This window comes from Moorena sp. SIO4A1, assembly GCF_010672065.1.
Classification (GTDB): Bacteria; Cyanobacteriota; Cyanobacteriia; order Cyanobacteriales; family Coleofasciculaceae; genus Moorena.
Window position 1 is genome coordinate 1 of record NZ_JAAHHX010000901.1, and the last position, 1,199, is coordinate 1,199.

The 1,199-nt window shown below is 42.9% G+C and carries 1 protein-coding gene and 1 pseudogene; both read left to right on the forward strand.

What is annotated here, in order from left to right:
• A partial coding sequence (locus F6K53_RS43915; protein ID WP_293087133.1) for a DUF1822 family protein occupies positions 1-244 on the forward strand: 244 nt, incomplete at its 5' end.
• 249 nt (positions 245-493) lie between these two features.
• Positions 494-1,199 (forward strand): annotated as a pseudogene (locus F6K53_RS43920) (sensor protein Chase2); the annotation flags it as partial.

Sequence of the window (1,199 nt, forward strand, 5' to 3'; positions counted from 1 at the left end):
TCTCCCAGAATCTGAACTTAAGCAAAATATTTGCCTCCAGGTATATCCCACCGGCAAGAAAACCTATTTGCCTCCCAACCTCACCCTCACTGTGCTGGATGCATCCGGAACAGTGTTTCTCGAAGCCCAAGCCAGACAAATCGATAATTACATTCAATTGCAGTTCAGTGGTGTACCAGGAGAGCAATTTAGTGTCGAAGTTGCCCTTGGCGATGCCAGGATTATTGAGGATTTTGCCATCTGATCCTATAGTCTGGCCTACCGCCAATCTAGGAATTATCGAATTTAGCCATCGACACACCACTGAAAGCGTTATAATTCAAAGTCCTTCGGGAATAGATCGGTTATCTGGTGTCTTGTTTGATATCAGTTTTGATATCACTCAGTGGTCAATCCTAAGACACCGATACACCCTCTATAAACTTATATAAACCTCTATAAATAGGTAAAATTAGGGGACAAATCACATCTGCAACACAAGTGTCCATGACCAATGACCAATAACACGCGCAGTATTGGGAAATTAGTTGTCTTAAAGATAGGAGATGGTTGTTTTGACAAAGGGTTTCCAGTCACTTTACAGATTTGGGAAGAGGGCAAAAGACCCTTGTTGGAAATCACTGGCAGGCTACCTCCTGCTCCTGAAATTCTGCAATCGTGCCAAAGTTGGACAACGAGTTATCACAGTTTGGGGTTACGTTCCCGTCTAGAAGCATCAGTGGTACAAGTGACGAATGTATCTAAACTGGAACGGTGCTACAATGCTGCCCAAGTCTTAGGCGATCGCTTAAATGCTTGGCTATCTTCAGAGCCATTTCGACCGATTAAGGAGAAATTACTCGAACAACTATCACCCTCCGATGAAATCCGTCTAATTATTCAAACCGAGAACAGTTGTTTACGGCGACTGCCCTGGCATCTGTGGGATTTTTGGGAACGCTATTGCAAGGCGGAAATTGCTTTAAGTGCCTTAAAGTATGAACCAGTGACTCTAAATCCCAAGCCTCACACGAAGGTAAGAATTTTAGCAATTATAGGAAATAGTATTGGTATTGATACTGAAGCAGATCAGAAGTTGCTAGAGCAATTACCTGATGCTCAGATAAAATTCCTCATAGAACCCCAGCGTCAGCAAGTCAATGAAGCCCTTTGGGAGCAATGTTGGGATATTCTATTTTTTGCTGGTCATAGTTCTAGTA